The 15,609-nt window shown below is 73.7% G+C and carries 15 protein-coding genes; 8 read left to right on the forward strand and 7 right to left on the reverse strand.

Features of this window, described 5'->3' with window-relative positions; genetic code table 11:
- Nucleotides 1–17 precede the first annotated feature (17 nt).
- The gene (locus tag ABD352_RS41690; protein WP_344618114.1) at nucleotides 18–773 is read left to right on the forward strand and encodes an SDR family oxidoreductase; all 756 of its coding nucleotides are present in this window, start codon (nucleotides 18–20) and stop codon (nucleotides 771–773) included.
- An 8-nt stretch (nucleotides 774–781) separates the two neighbouring features.
- The gene (locus ABD352_RS41695) at nucleotides 782–1,531 is read left to right on the forward strand and encodes a class I SAM-dependent methyltransferase (protein ID WP_344618115.1); all 750 of its coding nucleotides are present in this window, start codon (nucleotides 782–784) and stop codon (nucleotides 1,529–1,531) included.
- A 507-nt stretch (nucleotides 1,532–2,038) separates the two neighbouring features.
- Here ABD352_RS41695 and ABD352_RS41700 read toward each other — a convergent pair.
- Complete coding sequence (locus ABD352_RS41700; protein ID WP_344618116.1) at nucleotides 2,039–3,073, reverse strand: UDP-N-acetylmuramate dehydrogenase; 1,035 nt, start codon at nucleotides 3,071–3,073, stop codon at nucleotides 2,039–2,041.
- Between the two features lie 36 nt (nucleotides 3,074–3,109).
- On the opposite strand from ABD352_RS41700, the gene ABD352_RS41705 reads away from it, so the two are divergent.
- A complete protein-coding gene (locus ABD352_RS41705; RefSeq protein ID WP_344618117.1) occupies nucleotides 3,110–3,868 on the forward strand; it encodes a maleylpyruvate isomerase family mycothiol-dependent enzyme in 759 nt (252 codons plus the stop codon).
- An 18-nt stretch (nucleotides 3,869–3,886) separates the two neighbouring features.
- On the opposite strand, the gene ABD352_RS41710 is transcribed toward ABD352_RS41705, so the two are convergent.
- The 3 genes from ABD352_RS41710 to ABD352_RS41720 are packed head-to-tail and all read right to left on the reverse strand — an operon-like array spanning nucleotide 3,887 to nucleotide 6,553.
- The gene (locus ABD352_RS41710) at nucleotides 3,887–4,684 is read right to left on the reverse strand and encodes an EI24 domain-containing protein (protein ID WP_344618265.1); all 798 of its coding nucleotides are present in this window, start codon (nucleotides 4,682–4,684) and stop codon (nucleotides 3,887–3,889) included.
- A 49-nt stretch (nucleotides 4,685–4,733) separates the two neighbouring features.
- Nucleotides 4,734–5,372: a response regulator gene (locus ABD352_RS41715; protein ID WP_344618118.1), complete on the reverse strand. Its 639-nt coding sequence runs from the start codon at nucleotides 5,370–5,372 to the stop codon at nucleotides 4,734–4,736.
- Nucleotides 5,369–6,553, reverse strand: a complete 1,185-nt coding sequence (locus ABD352_RS41720; RefSeq protein WP_344618119.1) for a sensor histidine kinase — start codon at nucleotides 6,551–6,553, stop codon at nucleotides 5,369–5,371. The genes ABD352_RS41715 and ABD352_RS41720 overlap by 4 nt, the downstream gene beginning before the upstream one ends.
- Before the next feature lie 126 nt (nucleotides 6,554–6,679).
- On the opposite strand from ABD352_RS41720, the gene ABD352_RS41725 reads away from it, so the two are divergent.
- Nucleotides 6,680–7,054, forward strand: coding sequence for a hypothetical protein (locus ABD352_RS41725; RefSeq protein ID WP_344618120.1), 375 nt, complete (start codon nucleotides 6,680–6,682; stop codon nucleotides 7,052–7,054).
- Nucleotides 7,055–7,381: 327 nt separating this feature from the next.
- Here the strand turns inward: ABD352_RS41725 and ABD352_RS41730 are convergent, their stop codons facing one another.
- Nucleotides 7,382–9,337: an ATP-dependent DNA helicase gene (locus ABD352_RS41730; RefSeq protein WP_344618266.1), complete on the reverse strand. Its 1,956-nt coding sequence runs from the start codon at nucleotides 9,335–9,337 to the stop codon at nucleotides 7,382–7,384.
- A gap of 176 nt (nucleotides 9,338–9,513) precedes the next feature.
- Here ABD352_RS41730 and ABD352_RS41735 point away from each other — a divergent pair, with 176 nt between their 5' ends.
- Nucleotides 9,514–10,014: a DUF402 domain-containing protein gene (locus ABD352_RS41735; RefSeq protein WP_344618121.1), complete on the forward strand. Its 501-nt coding sequence runs from the start codon at nucleotides 9,514–9,516 to the stop codon at nucleotides 10,012–10,014.
- On the opposite strand, the gene sigJ is transcribed toward ABD352_RS41735, so the two are convergent.
- Entirely contained in the window at nucleotides 9,997–10,854 is an 858-nt protein-coding gene (gene sigJ / locus ABD352_RS41740; protein ID WP_344618122.1) for an RNA polymerase sigma factor SigJ, read from the reverse strand. The genes ABD352_RS41735 and sigJ overlap by 18 nt on opposite strands.
- Before the next feature lie 77 nt (nucleotides 10,855–10,931).
- On the opposite strand from sigJ, the gene ABD352_RS41745 reads away from it, so the two are divergent.
- The 3 genes from ABD352_RS41745 (at nucleotide 10,932) to ABD352_RS41755 (ending at nucleotide 13,678) form a co-directional block, all read left to right on the forward strand.
- Entirely contained in the window at nucleotides 10,932–11,912 is a 981-nt protein-coding gene (locus ABD352_RS41745) for a PI-PLC domain-containing protein (protein WP_344618123.1), read from the forward strand.
- A 120-nt stretch (nucleotides 11,913–12,032) separates the two neighbouring features.
- A complete protein-coding gene (locus ABD352_RS41750) occupies nucleotides 12,033–12,659 on the forward strand; it encodes a DUF47 domain-containing protein (RefSeq protein WP_344618124.1) in 627 nt (208 codons plus the stop codon).
- Nucleotides 12,660–12,661: 2 nt separating this feature from the next.
- A complete protein-coding gene (locus tag ABD352_RS41755; protein WP_344618267.1) occupies nucleotides 12,662–13,678 on the forward strand; it encodes an inorganic phosphate transporter in 1,017 nt (338 codons plus the stop codon).
- Nucleotides 13,679–13,682: 4 nt separating this feature from the next.
- Here ABD352_RS41755 and ABD352_RS41760 read toward each other — a convergent pair whose 3' ends face one another.
- Nucleotides 13,683–15,575 carry a M91 family zinc metallopeptidase gene (locus tag ABD352_RS41760; RefSeq protein ID WP_344618125.1) on the reverse strand — a complete coding sequence of 631 codons (1,893 nt, stop codon included), beginning with the start codon at nucleotides 15,573–15,575 and terminating at the stop codon, nucleotides 13,683–13,685.
- Between the last annotated feature and the right edge of the window lie 34 nt (nucleotides 15,576–15,609).

Genomic DNA, 15,609 nt, shown 5'->3' on the forward strand with positions numbered 1-15,609 from the left:
TCGTGCAGGATGGCCACATGTCTACTCGTATCGCCGTGGTCACCGGCGCCTCCAGCGGCATCGGGGCCGCTACCGCCCGCAGGCTGGACGCCGAGGGCTTCCACGTGGTCGCCGTCGCCCGCCGCGAGGACCGGCTGCACGATTTGGTCGGTTCACTCACCTCGGCGACCGCCGTGGTGGCCGACGTCACGTCCGACGCCTCGGTCGCCGCCCTGGCCGACGCCGTGTCGTCCCTCGACGGCTCGCTCGAGCTGCTGGTCAACAACGCCGGCGGGGCCGTCGGCGCCGAGCCCGTCGAGCGGGCCGACGTGGCCGGCTGGCAGTGGATGTTCGACGTCAACGTGCTCGGCACCGTGCGTGTCACCAAGGCGCTGCTGCCGCTGCTGGAGCGCTCCGGCCGCGGTACGGTCGTGGTGATGAGCTCCACCGCGGGGCTCATCGTCTACGAGGGCGGGGGCGGGTACACCGCGGCCAAGCACGCCCAGACCGCCGTGGCCGAGACGCTGCGCCTGGAGCTCAGCGGCCGCCCGATCCGCGTCGTGGAGATCGACCCCGGCATGGTGCGCACCGACGAGTTCTCCCTCAAGCGCTTCGGGGGCGACGCCGAGAAGGCGGCCGCCGTGTACGCCGGCGTGGCCGAGCCGCTCGTCGCCGAGGACATCGCCGACTGCATCGCCTGGACGGCGACCCGCCCGCACCACGTCAACATCGACCGGCTCGTGGTGCGCCCGCTCGCCCAGGCCGCGCAGCACAAGGTGCACCGGGTGCTCTGATCCTTGTCATGAAACCCGTCGGCTCGATCACGCGTGGGACGACCAACCCGAATCGCCTTCGCCGGGTCGACAACTGGATCGCCGCGACGCTCGGCGGGATGCTCCGCCGGGCGCCGGAGCCGCTCGTGGTCGATCTCGGCTACGGCGCCTCGCCCATCACCGCGATCGAGCTGCACGCCCGCCTCGGCGTCCCGGTGGTGGGCCTGGAGATCGATCCGGCCCGGGTCGCCGCCGCGCAGCCCTTCGCCACGGCGGCGCTGCAGTTTCGCCGCGGTGGCTTCGAGCTGGCCGGCCTGCGACCCACGCTCGTGCGGGCGTTCAATGTGCTGCGGCAGTACGACGAGCAGGACGTCCCGGCGGCGTGGGCCGCGATGACCGCGAGCGGCGCGCTGCTGGTGGAGGGGACGTGCGACGAGCTCGGGCGGCTGGCCTCCTGGGTGCTGGTCTCGCGGGAGGGGCCGCGGACGCTGACGCTGGCCAGCCGGCTGGCCAACCTCGACACTCCTTCGACGCTGGCCGAGCGGCTGCCGAAGTCGCTCATCCACCACAACGTGGCCGGGGAGCGTATCCACGCGCTGCTGTCGGACCTCGACGCGGGCTGGCGGGCGGCGGCTCCGCTGTCCGTCTTCGGGCCGCGGCAGCGGTGGCGGCGGGCGGTCGAGTCGGCCCGGGAGGCGGGCTGGCCCGTTCTGGATCGGCCGGCCCGCTGGCGCCTCGGCGAGGTGACCGTGCCGTACGCGGCCGTCGCCCCTGACTAGCGCCTGTCGCATAGCCGGGGTGGGAGCTACCGGTGTTGTAACCGGGCTTCCGCGGGACGCCGCCAGCGCCCCGGGCGGGCCGCCAGGCACAGCCCGCCGGGCCCGCCTCACTCCGGATTTGCAGCCGGGCTTCCGCGGGACGCCGCCAGCGCCCCGGGCGGGCCGCCAGGCACAGCCCGCTGGGCTTGCCGCAGCCCCGTCTCACTTCGGTGCTGTAACCGCAGGCTTCCGCGGGACACCGCCAGCGTCCCGGGTGGGCCGACCAGGCGTAGCCCGCTGGCCCGCCGGGCCGTCCTGGCGAGGAATCTGGGCCCTTCGCAGCCCGCCTCACTTATGAAACAGCCCCACTTATGAAACCGGCGCTCCTCGGTCTACGAAAAGTCGGTTTTGCGAAAAGTCGGGCACTTCGTGCCGCGACTTTTCGGACATTTCCCCCGACAGGGTATAAGTCCGATAAGTCGTGGCGCGGAGCGCCCGACTTATCGTTTTCCGGGCTTTTGAGCGGGTTCAGAGCGCGCAGTTCACCAGCACCGGCTCAGGGTGGAGGGTCACGCCGAAGCGCTCCACCACGCCGGCACGGATCTCGCGGGCCAGGTCCAGCAGCGCCGCCGCCGAGCCGGAGCCGCGGTTGGTCAGCGCCAGGGTGTGCTTGCCGGAGAGGGCCACGCCGCGCCCCGGCGAGCCGTACCCCTTGGTGAACCCGGCCCGCTCGATGAGCCAGGCCGCGCTCAGCTTGATCTCGCCGCCCGCCGGCCAGGAGGGCATCGGGCCGAGGTCGGCGGCGAGCGCGCGGACCCGCTCGAAGTCGGGCGCCGGCACGACGGGGTTGGTGAAGAAGGAGCCGACCGAGTACGTGTCGGGGTCGGCCGGGTCGAGAACCATGCCCTTGCCGGCGCGAAGTTTCAGTACCGTGGCCCGCACCTCCTCCAATGGTGCCGTCGCGCCCTGCTCCACGCCCAGGGAGCGGGCCAGCTCGGCGTAGGCGATGGGGGTCGAGCGGGCGGAGGCGGACAGCCGAAAGGTGACGGCGAGGACCACGTGCCTGGAGTTGTGCTTGAAGACGCTGGTCCGGTAGGCGAATCCGCACTCGGCCGCCGGGATCGTGACGACCTCGTCGCGGGCGCGGTCGTAGGCCCGCACGGAGACGATGGTCTCGGCGACCTCCTGGCCGTAGGCGCCGACGTTCTGGATCGGGGTGGCGCCGGCCGAGCCGGGGATGCCCGACAGCGACTCGATGCCGGACCAGCCGTTCGACACGGCGGTGGCGACCACGTCGTCCCACGGGTGGCCCGCGGCGACGGTCAGCCGCACGGCGCCGTCGCGCTCCTCGGCGCGCAGGCCGCGCTCGCGCAGCAGCACGACCGTGCCGGGGAAGCCCTCGTCGGCGACCACGACGTTGCTGCCGCCGGCGAGGATCAGCTGGTCGCCGCCGGAGCGCAGGGCCCGCAGCGTCTCCGCCTCGGTGGCGGCCTCGATCAGGCGGCCGGCCGGGCCGCCGAGGCGAAGGGTCGTAAACGCGGCGAGGGTCGCGGGTTCGGGCACCGCACCAGCCTAAGCGTTGCCCTAATCTTGATGCCTATGAGCAAGCCTCAGCTCACCAAGGACATCTGGCTGGCCGCCCTGCGCGCCGAGGGCGACGCCTTCCGCGCGGCCCTGGGCAGCGGCACGCCGCTCGACGCGCCGGTGCCGAGCTGTCCGGGCTGGAGCCTGGGCGACCTCGCGTGGCACCTGAGCCTGGTGTACTCGTACGTCACCGGCCACGTCGCCCGCGGAGTGCTCGACAAGCCCGAGCCGCGCCGGACCGACCCGCTGCCCGACGGCGTCGACGCGACGGCGGCCTGGACCGACGCGTTCACCGAGCTGGTGGCCACCCTCGACGCCGTCGACCCCGAGCTGCCGGCCTGGAACTTCGCGCCCCAGGCGAAGAAGGCCTCCTTCTGGCACCGCCGCATGCTCCACGAGACCGTGATCCACCGGTGGGACGCGCAGATGGCCGGCGGCCTGGCCGAGCCGATCGAGCCGCGCGTGGCCAGCGACAACGTCACCGAGGTGCTCGACTCCTGGCTGCCCTCGGGCCGGCGCAGCGGGCCGGACGACCGGGCCGGCATGATCGCGCTGCACGCCACGGACGTCGACCAGGTCTGGTACGTCAGGCTCCGCGGCGCCGGCATCGCGCTCCTCGACACCGACACGCTGCTCGACTCCGACGACCACCGCGAGCGCGCCACCGCGAGCGGACCGGCCAGCGACCTGGCCCTGGCGCTGTGGGGCCGGGTTCCCTTCGACACGCTGCTGGTCAGCGGCGACACCACCCTGCTGCGCGGCCTGCTGGCCTGACGCCTGACCGGCCGGCGACTACCGCGCGGCGATCTGCGGGGCGGGCACCGGCGGCTGGTCCTCGATGTTCAGCCCCAGCAGCCGGCGGGACATCAGGGTCGCCCCCGACACGGCCGCCGGCACCACGATGATCGCGACCACCGGCACCAGCAGCACCAGGAACACCGGGATGCCGAAGCCGAGCGCCATCGAGCGGTGTGCCCGGAGGAGCTTGCGCCGTTCCTTCAGCCGCATGCCGCGCCGGTTGAACGGGATGCCGGTCAGCTCCACGGCGAGCAACCAGCCGCCGACGATCGCGTTGAGGACCGGGACCACCGTCTGCCCGACGATCGGCACGAAGCCGAGCAGGAACAGCGGGATGGCCAGCGCGATGCCCAGCGCGATCAGCCGGATGGAGTCCACGAGGTTGGGCCAGAGGGTGCGGTACCACGGCAGATCCACCGCCCCAGGAGTGCCCCCGAGCCCGTCCTCGATCTTCTCGGAGATGACCTCGTAGAAGGGATCGCCGATGAGCAAGGTCAGCGCGGTGAACGTGAGCGCGGAGATCAGCGCCGCGACCACCAGGATGCCGGCCCCGGCGCCGAAGCGGATCACCTGCCGCACGCCGTCCGACCAGTCGTCGGCGAACCAGGTCACGGCGGACGCGATGTCGCCGATGTAGAGGATCAGGAAGACCCACCCGACGGCGAACAGCGCGCACGTGATCAGCGCCGGGATCGCGCCGAGCAGCAGCAGGCGCGGATTGCGCCCGTACCGCGCGAAGCCCTTGCCGAGCAGCTTGAGCCCGAGCACGAATTCCGACCCCGAGGTCTTCACCTGTTGCAAAGCGATCAGCCTTTCGCTCCACGACCCACGGCCCCGGAGCCTACCGTCGATCCGCCAGCCCGTGCCGGTACGCATAGGCGACCGCCTGCGCCCGGTCGCGCGCATCGATCTTGGCGAACAGGTGGTTGATGTGGCTCTTGACCGTGCCCTCGCTGATGAAGAGCCGCCCGGCGATCTCGGCGTTGGACAGCCCGGCCGCGACGAGCCCGAGGACCTCGGCCTCCCGGGGCGTCAACCCGTCGGGGAGCCGCTCGACGGGTTTGGCAAGGGCGTTCAGGACATGATGCTGTACCGCGGGATCCAGCGCCGCCCCGTCCTCCAACACCCGCCGGAGGGCCTCGCTGATCTCGTCCCCGCCGGCCTCCTTCGTCAGGTAGCCGCGCGCACCGGCCCGGAGGGCGTCGAGCACCGAGCGGTCGTCGGAGTACGTGGTGAGCACCACCACCCGCACCTCCGGCATGTCCCGCGCGAGCAGGCGGGTCGCCTCCACGCCGTCGCAGCGCGGCATGCGCAGGTCCATGAGCACGATGTCGGGCTTCAGCCGCGTGGCGAGCTCGACCGCCTCCTGACCGTCCGCGGCGGCGCCCACCACCTCGACGTCCGGCAACAGCCCGAGCACGAGCGCGAGCCCCTCCCGCACCACCCGCTGGTCGTCGGCGAGCAGGACCCGGATCGTCACGCCGGGACCTCCAACTCCACCCGGAAGCCCGTCGGGGTCGGGGCCGCGGCCAGGGTACCGCCCAGCAGCTCCGCCCGCTCGCGCATCCCGGTCAGCCCGTACCCGACGCCCGGCACCAGCGGCGGGGGCGGGGCGCCGAAGTCCTCGACGGTGAGGCAGACGGTGTCCGGCCGGTACTCCAGCCGCACCGCGACCCGCGACGGCCGCGCGTGCCGGGCCGCGTTGGTCAGCGCCTCCTGCGCCACCCGGTACACGGCCAGCCGGGCCGGCGAGGACAGCTCCCGCTCGTCCCCGTCGGCGGCGAAGGCGCACGGCACGCCGTGGTCGCGGGCGAAGCCGGTGGTGAGCTCCGACAGGCTCGGCAGCTCGGCGTCGCGCAGCAGCCCGATGGCCCGCCGGGCCTCGTCCAGGCCGGCCCGGCCCAGCTGCTGGGCGCGCTCGATGGCGGCCGGCAGGCGCGGGTCGTCCGGGGTGCGCACGGCCAGCAGCCGGGCCCCCTCCAGCTGCAGCATCAGGCCCGACAGTGAGTGGGCCAGCACGTCGTGCATCTCGCGGGCCAGCCGCTGGCGCTCGGCCAGGCGGGCCGCCTCGGCCTGGGCCGCGCGGCCCCGCTCCAGCTCCACGACCAGTCCCTCGGCCTGGCGGTTGGCCTCGCCCAGGCGCATCGCGAAGATCAGCATGCCGTAGAACGCGCCGACCATCACCGCGTCGAGGAGGGCGTCGATCAGCGAGCCGTGGTGTGCGGTGGTGACCACGACGGCGACCAGCACCAGGGCGACGACGGTCACCGGCACCCAGATGTGGCCGCGCAGCAGCGGGGCCAGGAACGAGACGCCCACGAAGATGCCGGCCACGCCGGCCCCGTCCGGCTGCAGCCAGACGAGCGCGACCGAGGCGGCGAGCAGGGCGCCCACGAAGGGGGCGTGCCTCGGCACGTACCGCGGCATCGTCGCGACATTGCGAGGCACGGTGAGCACCGTGCCGACGCCGGCGACCACGAACGCGGCCAGCGCGATCAGCACCGGGCGGCCGGAACCGGACAGGGCCGGGGCGGGCGCGGTCGTCCAGGAGGCCCAGACCACCACCAGCATGACGAGCGGGGCCAGCGGCCGCAGCCAGCGCGTCACGGCGGCGCGCTGCTCCCGGACCGCGTCCAGGGTGGCGATCGCGGAGGAGGTCACCCACCGATTCAAACCCGCGCGGGGCACAGGCGCATCCAACCCGGGATGGAGACGGGGTCTAACCCGGCGCCGATGCCCGCGACCGGGCCCGCGGCCCACGCTGAGGGCATGACACGAACCCCACGGATGTTCGCCGCCGGTTACCTGCTGCTGTGCGTGGCCACGCTGGCCGTCGTCGTCGTGCTGCGCCAGCACACTGCGATCGTGAACGCGGCGGTGTGGATTCGCGGCTCGCTCGTCGCGATCGCCGCGGTCATCACCAACGTCCTGGCCCTCCGCGGCGACGTGCGGCGGTTGCGGATCGTCACGATCGCCCAGATCGTCGCGATCTCGCTGATCGTCGCCCTGCCCGGCCCGTTCCCGCTCTGGCTCAAGATCGAGCAGATTGCCTGCGGCCTGCTGCTGATCGGCGTGGTCGCGACGCTACCGAGGAGGGCCCGAAGCGGCAGTGCCACCGTTTCAGATGATGCGCAGCCGGGCCCATCCCCCGACAGGCGATAAATCCGATAAGTCGTGGCGCGCCAGCGCCCGACTTATCGGCACGAAACGGCCACGCCGAGCGCCCGGCCTTCGAGCAACAAGCCGCCATCACGCCGAACGCCCAAGCGCTCGGCCACAAGCGGCCGTAGCACGCCAGCACCTGACAGACCGACACGAGCGGCCGCCTCGCCGAACACCCCAGCTTCGGCAACAAGCGGCCGTAGCGCGCCGGCTTTGGCGACAAGCGGCCGCCACCACACCGAGCGCCTCCCGTCGGCGACAAGCGGACGTCGCGCCGGACGCCCGCCCTCAGCGACAATCGGGCGTCTCGGCGAGCGACCGGCGCGGTTACGAGCCGGCCAGGCGGCGTAGGGCGCCGCGCACGATGTCGGGCTTGGTGGTGTACCAGAACGGGGGCAGCGACTTGCGCAGGAACGGCCCGTAGCTCGTCGCGTGCTCCAGCCGCGAGTCGAGGACCGCCACCACGCCCTTGTCGCCGCGGGAGCGGATCAGCCGGCCCACGCCCTGGGCCAGTCGCACCGCGGCGATCGGCACGCTCACCGCGGCGAAGCCGGAGCCGCCGGCCGCCTGTACCGCGTCGGAGCGGGCGGCCGACAGGGGCTCGTCCGGGCGCGGGAACGGCAGCCGGTCGATGACCACGAGCTGGCAGGCGTCGCCCGGCACGTCGACGCCCTGCCACAGCGACATGACCCCGAGCAGGCAGCTGTTGCGGTCCTGGCGGAACTTGCGGACCAGGATCGGCAGCGCCTCCTCGCCCTGCAGCAGGATCGTGATGCCGGGCGTGCGGGCCCGCAACACCTCGGCCGCCCGCTCGGCCGCCTTGCGCGAGGAGAACAGGCCGAGGGTGCGGCCGCCGAGGGCCTGCACCAGCTCCACCATCTCGCTGGCCGCGGCCTCCGACAGGCCCGAGGTCTGGGGCTTGGGGAGGTGGGCGGCGACGTACAGGATGCCCTGCTTGGCGTAGTCGAACGGCGAGCCGACGTCCAGCGAGCTCCAGGCCAGGCCGGCCGTGTCGCGCGCCTCGTCGGCCCGCACGACGGCCTCGCGGGCCGCCTCGGCGGGGCCGGTCGCGGCGGCGGGGCGCTCGGTCTGCACCGGCAGGCCGAGCGAGCGGGCCACGGTCTCGAACTGCCCGCCCAGGGCCAGCGTGGCCGAGGTGGCCACGACCGTGCGCTCGCTGAACAGGTGGGTGCTCAGCGTGCCGGCCACGGTGAGCGGGGCGATGACCACGGCCCGGCGGCCGCGCTCGTCGCGCTCGATCCAGATGACGTCGTGCTCCGCGTTGGCCACCATGCGCTGGGCGACCTTGGTCAGGTCGGCCACCATCGTGCGGGCCTGCTGCTTGCGCACCGGGTCGGCGTCGTCGGCGCGCACCTCGCCGATCGCCTCGACGGTCTTGCGGCCGCCGGCGTCGAGCAGGGTCAACGCCTCGGCCAGCACGTCGGGCAGGGCGCCGACGACCCGGCCGGCCGGCGCCTCGGCCAGGGCCACGGTGAGCACGTCGCCGGCCTCCATGAGCCGGTCGGCCACCTCGTCGTCGACGTACGGCCGGCAGCGGCGGGCGGCCCGCTCCAGCAGCTCCGGGGTCAGCTCGGCCTGCGAGGCGGAGCTGACCCGGTCGGCCAGCTCGTGCGCCTCGTCGACGACGAGCAGCTCGTGCGGCGGGATGATCTGCCGGCCGGTCAGCATGTCGACGGCGAGCAGGCTGTGGTTGGTGACCACGATGTCGGCCTCGCGGGCCCGGGCGCGGCTGGCCTCGGCGAAGCACTCGGCGCCGTAGGGGCAGCGCTGGGCCCCGACGCACTCGCGGGCCGGCATCGAGACCAGCTTCCAGGCCGCGTCGTCGACGCCGGGGTCGAGCTCGTCGCGGTCGCCGGTCTCGGTCTCCATCGCCCAGTCGCGCAGCCGCTCGATCTGCTTGCCGAGCCGGCCGGCCTCGCCGAGCCACTTCGTCGGCTTGGCCTCGCCGACGTCGAACAGGCCGTCGTCGGGCTCCTCGGCGGACGTGCCCTCCAGCCGGGCCAGGCAGACGTAGTGGTGGCGCCCCTTGAGCACCGCGTAGGTCGGGCGGCGCCCCAGGGCCGGCTCGACGGCGTCGGCCAGCCGCGGCAGGTCGTGGTCGACGAGCTGGGACTGCAGGGCGAGGGTGGCCGTCGAGATCACCACCGGGCCGTCTACCAGCAGCGACGGCACGAGGTAGGCCAGCGACTTCCCCGTCCCCGTGCCGGCCTGGACCAGCAGGTGCTCCTCCTGCTCCGCGGCGGCCGTGATCGCCTTCGCCATCTCCTGCTGACCGGGGCGCTCGGCGCCGTCCGGCACCGCGCCGACGGCGGTGGCGAGAAGGTCGAGGACTTCCGGTCGGGCGCGACGGGGGCGAGGGGAGGCGGTCACGTCCGAGCACGCTACCCCCTGCGTACGACAGAATCCGGCGGCCACACCCGGATCGGTACGGTGGGCCGATGAGGCGTGTACGCGCGGTCTGGCGCAAGTTCGACGGCTCCCTGCATTGGAACTACGAAACCGACCTGCTCGGCGAGGACGAGCACGGCGTCTGGCTCGGCGCGGGCACGGGCACCCCGGTGCACCGCGGAACCACTCGGACGGGGCCGGTCGAGTCGCCCCACGTGCTGCTCATCCCGCGCCAGGCGTGGTGGACCGCGTGCTTCAACGCGACCCCGCACCGCACCGAGATCTACTGCGACATCACGTCGGTGCCGCACTGGCCGAGCGAGCACGAGATGACCGCGATCGACCTCGATCTCGACGTGATCCGGCGGCGCACCGGAGACGTGATCCTGGCCGACGAGGACGAGTTCGCCCTGCACCAGGTGCGCTACGGCTACCCCGCCGACGTCGTCGCCGAGGCCCGGGCCAGCGCCGACTGGCTCATGTCGGCCGTCGGCGACCGGCGGGAGCCCTTCGGCTCGGCGTACCGCGAATGGCTAGACCAGGTCTCCTAGCTTCTCTGGATTGAGCTGGTTGTAGAAGCCCGTGACCAGGCCCTCCGGCGAGATCGACAGCACCGTGACCCCGACCGGGCGGACGAGGAGCCCCAGGTCACCGTTGACCAGCACGGGCTCGAGCGTGAAGCCCTCACGCTCGGCCCGCTGGTAGAGCCCGACGACGAGGCGCGCGACCGCGTCGGCGCCGACGACCGGGCGGCGGGCGGCCGAGACCAGGCCGCCGCCGTCGCCCAGCGCCACCACGTCCGGCGCGAGCACCTTGGCCAGGGCCCCGAGGTCGCCGTCGCGCGCGGCGGCGGTGAAGGCGGCGAGGACCTCGGCCTGCCGGCTCCGGTCAGTGGTGTGCCGCCGCTGCCCCGCCTGGACCGCCCGACGGGCGCGCGAGGCCAGCTGCCTGGCATTTTCCGCGGTGGTACCGAGGGTGCTCGCCACCTCGGCGAAGGGCACCCCGAAGACGTCGTGCAGCACGAACGCGAGCCGCTGCTCAGGCCCGAGCGCGTCGAGCACGAGCAGCAGCGCGAAGCTGACGCTGTCGGCGAGCGCCACCGCCTCCCCCGGCTCGGGCTCCGCGTCCGGCAGGCGCTCGACGAGCGGCTCCGGCAGCCACGGCCCGACGTAGGCCTCCCGCCGCGCCCGCGCCGAGCGCAGCTGGTCCAGGCAGAGCCGGCCGACGACGGTGGTCAGCCAGGCCCGCAGGTCCGCCACGCCCGTGGTGTCGGCGCCCCGGTAGCGCAGCCACGCCTCCTGCACCGCGTCCTCGGCGTCGGCCCGCTGGCCGAGCATCCGGTAGGCCACCCCGAACAGGTGGTCGCGGTGCTGGAGAAACGCGTCACTCACCCGCCCATTCAACCAGCGCCTCATGAACCAGCGGGTTAGCCCTCGTACGAAATGCGCTTTAAGTACCATTTATACCCATGGAAGATGCCCTGGCGAACGTCGCCACCGGACTTGTGGGCCTGGCGAGCACCGGAGCGCTGGCCGCGCTCGCCGTCGCCCGCGCCCGCCGGGGCCGGCCCTACCTCGCCGGCGGCCTGCTGGTGGCGCTCGACGGCCCCCTCGACCCGGCCGCCGCCGCGGCCCGCGCCGGCTTCGCCGGGGTCGAGGTCGGCGTGCGGATCGACCCGGACACCACCTCGCCGACGCTGCGGCTGACCTGCGCGCTGCCGCCCGGCGAGCCGGCCCCGACGTTCGACCAGGCGGTGCTGACCCCGCTGGCCACCCGGGCGGCGGGCAACCCGCTGGGCCGGGTGCACGCCCGGCGGGCCGAGCCGTTCCTGCTCATGGTGCGGGCCGAGCCGGACCCGGACCCGGACACCGGGACGGTGCGGGCGACCGGCCGGGAGTACGAGACGCTCGACCGGCTGCTGCGCCCGCACGCCGCGCTGCTGACCACCTGCCTCGGCGGGCGGGTCGTCCCCGGCGCGATCACGGTCGTGCTCACCGGCCCGCACTGGTCGCGGGCCGACCTGCTCGGGGCCTACGAGCGGTACGCCTTCCTGGAGGGCCGCTTCGCCGACCTCGAGCCCGGCGGCCTGCCACCCAGCGTGGCCCCGTGGGTGAGCGCGCCATTGGCCACCCGGCTGGGCTTCGACGCCCGCGAGGACTGGCCCGAGTTCCCGGCCGAGGCACGGCACATCCTGCGCTCGCTGGTGCGGGCCGCGCACGCCGACGGCCGGAAGGTGCGCTTCGCCGAGGTACCGGAGGGGCCGCGCCGGGTGCGCAACGCATTCTGGCGCGAGCTGCGCGCGGCCGAGGCCGACGTCATCGCGAGCCGGCACCGGGGCGCGCTGGCCAGGTTCCTGCGCCGGCCGGTGCAGCGCACCTACAAACACCGAGCGGCGCCGATCCGATACACAGCGGAGCGGGCACCCGACGCAAACCTGAATCATGGATGAACAGCAGGTGAACCGCGGGCCGACGATGGTCTGCGCTACAGCGGATGCCAATGACGGGACTTAGCATTCTCGGTTCAGAGGTATCCCCCCCGGCTCTTCTTTGACGTTTTGAGGTCGACTGTGCGGTTGAGGCTGCGTCCTAGTGACGATTCGTTCTATGAGCTGTTCAGCCGCGCGGCCCAGAACCTCGTGAAGGGCACCGACCTGCTCTCGGAGCTCGCCATGCCGGGCGCCGACGTGCAGTCGGTCAGCGAGCGGCTGGTCGAGGTCGAGCACGACAGCGACGCGATCACGCACGAGCTGTACAAGAAGATCAACTCGAGCTTCATCACGCCCTTCGACCGCGAGGACATCTACCGCCTCGGCTCGCTGCTCGACGACGTCATGGACCACCTGGAGGCGGTCGGCAGCCTGCTGTACCTCTACGGCCTGACCAAGCTGCCCTCGCTGCCGCGGGAGATCCACGAGATCGTCAAGGTGCTCGACCAGCAGGCCCGCCTCACCGCGAACGCGATGCCCCGGCTCAAGGCGATGAAGGACCTGGAGCCGTACTGGGTCGAGTGTAACCGGCTCGAGAACGAGGGCGACAGCGCCTACCGGATGGCCCTCGTCCGGCTGTTCTCCGGCGAGTACGACGCGCTGACGGTGCTCAAGATGAAAGAGGTCGTCGACGAGCTCGAGGCGGCCTGCGACGCGTTCGAGCACGTGGCGAACACCGTCGAGACCATTGTGGTCAAGGAGTCCTAGCCATCAGCGCGCAACTCATGGCAGTGCTCGCGGTCATCGCGGTAGCGCTGATTTTCGACTACACCAATGGCTTCCACGACGCGGCCAACGCCATCGCCACTTCCGTGTCGACCCGCGCCCTCAGCCCCCGGGCGGGCCTGATCATGGCCGCGCTCGGCAACTTCATCGGCGCGCACCTCGGCGGCCACGTGGCCAAGACCGTCGGCGGCGGCATCATCGACCCGCCCCCGGGCCTGTCCGGGCTGGGGATCGTCTTCGCCGGCGTGGTCGGGGGCATCGTCTGGAACCTCATCACCTGGTACTTCGGGCTGCCCTCCTCGTCCTCACACGCGCTCTTCGGCGGGCTGGTCGGCGCCGCGCTCTGCGCCGCCTGGCTGGGCGCCGACTCCAAAGTGCTCTGGTCCGGCATCGTGGACAAGGTCCTCGTGCCGATGGTCGCCTCCCCGGTGGTCGGCTTCCTGCTCGGCGGGCTGCTCATGGTGGCCATCATGTGGGCGTTCCGCCGCGGCAACCCGCGCAAGCTCAACCGCGGCTTCCGCCGGGCGCAGACCGTCTCGGCGGCCGCGATGGCGGTCGGCCACGGCATGCAGGACGCCGCCAAGACGATGGGCATCATCGTGCTGGCCCTCTTCGTCGGCGGCTACCAGTCCACCAAGACCGACATCCCGGAGTGGGTGTTCCTGGCCTGCTCCACGGTGCTGGCCCTGGGCACGTACTCCGGCGGCTGGCGCATCATCCGCACCCTGGGCCGCAAGGTGATCGACCTCGACCCGCCGCAGGGCTTCGCCGCCGAGACGGTCGCCGCCGGCGTGCTGTTCACCACCTCGCAGCTGGGCCTGCCGATCTCGACCACGCACAGCATCACCTCGGCCATCATGGGCGTCGGCGCGACCAAGCGGCTCTCGGCCGTGCGCTGGCAGGTCGCCGGCAACATCATCATCGGCTGGGTGCTGACGTTCCCCGGGGCGGCGCTGATCGCGATCCTGACGTACCTCCCGGCCCGGTTGCTCTTCTCCTGAAGGCTCAGGGGCTGCTGTACCGATCCCGGCGCGGCAGCCCCATCTCGGCCCGCAGCCCGTTCTCCGTGAGCTCGGGCGGCCGGCCGGGGTCGAACTGGTCGGGCGTGGCGGGGTCCCCGTCGGCGTCGTAGGGCAGCCCGACCGCCTGGCGCTCGTAGTTCGCCACCCCGCGGTCGACACCGTGGTCGCCCGGGTAGGGGCGCTGGTCGAAGCGGTCTCGATCCATGTCGTACACGTGCGCCATCTCGTGGAAGAGCACGACCGTCGGCGGCGTGCCGCCCATGAGGCCGTCCCAACTCGGGTTGTACTGGATGAAGGGCGTCCCGCCGTTCGCCGGCGCGAAGCCGTTGGCGGCGTCGATGGGCTCGATGCGCAGCGGCTTGCCGCCCTCGCGCAGGGCGGTGAGCATCTCCCGCCCGTCCGGCGAGGCGGCCAGCAGGTCGAGGTCGGCCCGCACCCGCGCCTGGTAGTCCGCGTCCCCGCCGATCCGCACGAAGTCGGTCAGCTCGTCGGCGCCCCCGGCCTCGGCCGCGGACAGCCGCTCCACCCGCCCCACCTCGTCGTCGGCCTGCCCGTAGAGCGTGTCCGCGCCCTCTCCCCCGTCCACCGAGTCGCGCCCGGCGCCGGAGTAGAGCGCGTCGTCGCCGGCCCCGCCCTCCAGCCGGTCGTCGCCACCGCCGCCGGAAAGCACGTCCGCGCCGGCGCCGCCGTCGAGCCGGTCGTCGCCGGCCCCGCCCTCGAGGTAGTCGGCGCCGTCGCCGCCGAACAGGCGGTCGTCGCCGCCGAGGCCGTAGAGCGTGTCGTCGCCCGTCCCGCCGTCGATCAGGTCATCGCCGGCCCCGCCGTCGAGGTAGTCGCGGCCGGCGCCGCCGAACATCAGGTCCGCGCCCGCGCCGCCGGTGTCGGCCTCGGCGCCGCCGCTGCCCCAGAGCCGGTCGTCGCCGTCGCCGAGGTCGGCCTGCTCGCGGGCGCCGGGCGGGGCCGCCTGCCCGCCGGCCGCCAGCGGCCCGAGGCTGACCCGGTCGTCGCCCGCCCCGGCCCGCACCACGTCCGCGCCCAGGCCCGCGATCAGCACGTCGTCGCCGGCCCCGCCGTAGATCCGGTCGTCGCCGGCCCCGGCCAGCACGGTCACCCCGGCCGCCCCGTTGACCTGCACGGTGTCGTCGCCGTCGCCGGTGCGCAGCACGAGCCGGGCCCCCGGCGGGATCTCCAGCCGCACCCTGCCCACGGTCACCGCGCCGTCGCCGACGACCACGGCGTCGTCCCCGGGGCCGGTCTGCACCACGAACAGCCCGTCGACCAGCCGCGCGCGCACTCCCGCCGGGGCCGGCGGCGGGACCCAGGCCGGGATCATCTCGCTGGCCACCGCGGCCCACTCGGCGCCGAGCAGCTGCCAGGCCGCCCGGGCCCGGCCCAGCGCCGCGCCCTGGTCGTCGAGCAGCCGCTCGGCGTCGGAGCGCAGGGCCGCCGCGTGCTGCACCGCCGCCTGGACCGCGTCGGCCTGGACCGCGTCGGCCGGCCGGAAGGTCACCACGCCGCCCCGGCGCCGGTGCTCGACCAGCCCGGCGATGCGCGCCCACGCCTGGTCGAGCCGGTCCTGGACGCCGCGCAGCACGGCCGCAAGCCCGTCGAGCGCGGCCGCCGTGTCGCCGGTCGCCTGGGCCAGCCGGTCGGCGCTGTCGAGGTACCGCCTGTGGTGCCCCCGGTAGTCCTCGGCCGCGTCGCCCTCCCACTCGCCGCCGACCACCGGCGCGGCCGCGCGCTCGAGCACCTCGACGGCGGACCGCACGTCGGCCCCGACGGCCCGCCAGGCCTGCGCGGCCCGCTCCAGCACATCGGGGCGCGCGGCGACGTCCCAGAGGTCGTCCACGACCACGTCGGCCATCGCGGCGGTCATGCCAGGTCCCAGCAGAAGTCGCGATCGGTCATCG

This window comes from Dactylosporangium salmoneum, from assembly GCF_039532525.1.
GTDB lineage: Bacteria > Actinomycetota > Actinomycetes > Mycobacteriales > Micromonosporaceae > Dactylosporangium > Dactylosporangium salmoneum.